The organism is Paenisporosarcina sp. (genome assembly GCF_057785155.1).
The window spans coordinates 1-2,855 of sequence record NZ_JBYNRN010000048.1 but is presented as its reverse complement, the minus strand read 5'-3'; the positions used below and the strand labels follow the sequence as shown (position 1 = coordinate 2,855).

At 34.3% G+C, this 2,855-nt stretch carries 2 protein-coding genes and 1 rRNA gene; all 3 read left to right on the top strand.

Annotated features, from left to right (window positions below; all coding sequences use genetic code 11):
* Positions 1–104, top strand: a 5S ribosomal RNA gene (gene rrf, locus AC3EA5_RS17415); the annotation flags it as partial.
* 618 nt (positions 105–722) lie between these two features.
* Positions 723–1,439 carry a hypothetical protein gene (locus AC3EA5_RS17410; RefSeq protein WP_488609472.1) on the top strand — a complete coding sequence of 239 codons (717 nt, stop codon included), beginning with the start codon at positions 723–725 and terminating at the stop codon, positions 1,437–1,439.
* Positions 1,440–1,595: 156 nt separating this feature from the next.
* Positions 1,596–2,057 carry a hypothetical protein gene (locus AC3EA5_RS17405; protein WP_488609471.1) on the top strand — a complete coding sequence of 154 codons (462 nt, stop codon included), beginning with the start codon at positions 1,596–1,598 and terminating at the stop codon, positions 2,055–2,057.
* Positions 2,058–2,855 lie beyond the last annotated feature (798 nt).

Here is a 2,855-nt window from a genome sequence, read left to right as displayed (position 1 = left end):
GGCAAAGAGGTCACACCCGTTCCCATACCGAACACGGAAGTTAAGCTCTTTAGCGCCAATGGTAGTTGGGGGTCTCCCCCTGCAAGAGTAGGACGTCGCTAGGCAAATAAGAAACCGGTACCTGTTAAAGGGTATCGGTTTCTTTGTGTTTAACTTTGTTTTGAAGTGAAGTGAAGTGAAGTTGAAAAGAACTTTCACTCTATATAAATCTAAATATTGATTAACAGTATCGTCTTGCCATCAAAAAATCTTAATCACCAGACAATGATATGAATAGTTTCATCACTAAACAGCAGCATAGCGAAAACAAACCAAATGGCCCTCCTCGAATAGATCTCGAGGAGGTTTTCTGTGGGGAAATATGGGTGAATCGGAATAAATCATCGCGCAAGCCGAATAAATCTTACTTTAAACGGAATAAACCATCAAGGAAACCGAATAAATCGAACATCAAGCGGAATAAATCTTAACTTCATTAGAAAATTCTTAGTTTGCCAATACGTTGAACAGCATCTACTGAAATTTGTTCAGTGATCGTAGCCCCTGAAAGAGTAGGACGTCGCTAGGCAAATAAAAAACCGATACCTGCTAAAGGATATCGGTTTTTTTGTGTTCATTTTTTATTGATTTGTAACACAAATATGAAAAAGGATATATTTTCCTTGCGTCGAATAATATAAAGAAATAAAGGAAGTTAATAAACCTAACTAGGGAGGTGAGTTATGAAAGTCTTAAAAAATATGATTATCATTTCTGTCACAAGCATTTTGTTATCCTCATGTGGAAACTTCAGTTCAATTAATGGATGCCCTGATGGTGAAATTGAGTGGGTCGATATGGTTATGATAAATGATATTAAATACCAACATCACTTTCCTGAACCTGTTGATGGGAATAATACTTTGTCAATTGAAAAAGGTAGAGAGCTTGGCAAAGTAACTTTTAAGATGGCTGATCGTGCATGTAGTAATCATAAGATGAAAAATGGGGATGCTGCATATTTGGAAGATGGTACATCAATTTATGAAATCAAAGGATATCCATCCTCTCTTATAGTTGTAGCAAATGATAAGGCTTTTTTAGTAGATACTAATATAAAAGCAAAAACTGCTGACAATTTATACCCGTTAGATGGTTTGGTTAAAAATATTTATGTCGAAAGCACTGAAGATGGCAGTCGAATACAACCCTTTACACAGGATTCTACAAAAAAATTCCTGGATGCTTGGTCTCAATTAAAATTAGAGGACCCAGAATCATTATATAAGAAAGGCAAAATGGAAGGAGACCAAATCTTTTTAGAGATTGAACTTAACAATGGTGTTTCTTTCAGACTAGTTTATTGGGTTGATTCAAATATTTTCAGTAATGGAGTAATAGGAAGCAAAGAAATAAAGAATATCATTGAGGATGAATTATCACACAAAATTAGTGAATAACCACTTTTTTCTTAAAAGTTGCTTGAGCAGCTCTTTTTCTAACGTTTACCAAGAATATTAGTGCTGCTCTAATTGACGATGATGTTCATGTGATGAGGTTGGTTAAGCCAAGAAGGTATTCTTGATCTCAATAAAACTTATAGAGGAGAAAATGAATTGAAGAATGATTTTAACAAAAGCAACAAATTAAGAAGAATATTGACTGTTTTTATGGGTGGATTTATTTTACTAGGTACAATAAAGTTACCGGTACATATGGCTGATTGGTTCGTTCCTTTTAAAGTAGTGGAACCTTTCTATGATGTTGAGGATCTCGATAAAAAGTACTCGAAAGTGATGGGCTATAATAAAGTGAAATTAGTTTACGAAAACCAAGAAGGAATTTTAACTGTTTGGGCAACGAGCGAAATAGGTTGGAATAAGGTTTCGAATTGGGAGGAAGAGGTTGAATTATTAAACGGAGCAACTGGACATTATAATGAGCATAATCATGTTCAATCGATTAGTTTTAGAGTAGACGAAGTTGAATATTCAATTGACTATAAAGGAAATGAACCCATTCCCAAAAAAGACCTCATCAAAATTGCTAATTCTATTGTAATAACTAAATTTGCGTAGGGTGTATAAGCCTGTATAACTATCTTATTGATTCAATAAACTAAATGGTTTCCAGAATGAGCTTATACAAGGACAAAAGCTATCTATTCAAGGTTTAGATCAGAGAAGGACTCCTAAGAAAATAGCGATAACTTATCTTATAAACTCATTTGTTGATTGCGTGCCCTATTCATATACTGATTTGGGATCAATCTTGTAAAATCATAATTTTATATCACTCAACTAAGCTGTCTTGACTCAATACAATAATCGAGTTTGTGAATAATACAGACTTTCAAGAAGGTCAAATATATTTGGCATTGTGAATACTCAGCTTGTGAAAATATCACATATACATAGCGTTACAGAATTCCTATCAGGTCTTTTCGAAGGATATCCATTTATAAGTGATAAAGAAGCAAACTTAGTTTTAAAAAACTTTCACTATTGTATTGACTTTTATAAGCCAGACTGATATATTTATTAAGTTGCTGATTTAAGCGCAACGAATTAAATGAAAAAATTAAAACTTCTTGTTGACATGACATTGAAGATTTGATATGATATAAGAGTTGCTGTTGAAACAACGACGACAACTAATGAACCTTGAAAACTGAACAGCAAAACGTCAACTAACAAGCGGAACGCACTTCGGTGCCGGAAGCAAAAAACGTTTTCTTACGCCGACACCTGTTGGTATCGAAAACAAACTTGAACTTAACCGTTCATTATAAACGTCAATATTTTTGACGCCAGCAACAAAGTCGAGCTAATCGACTCACCTATTATGGAGAGTTTGATCCTGGCTCAGGACGAACG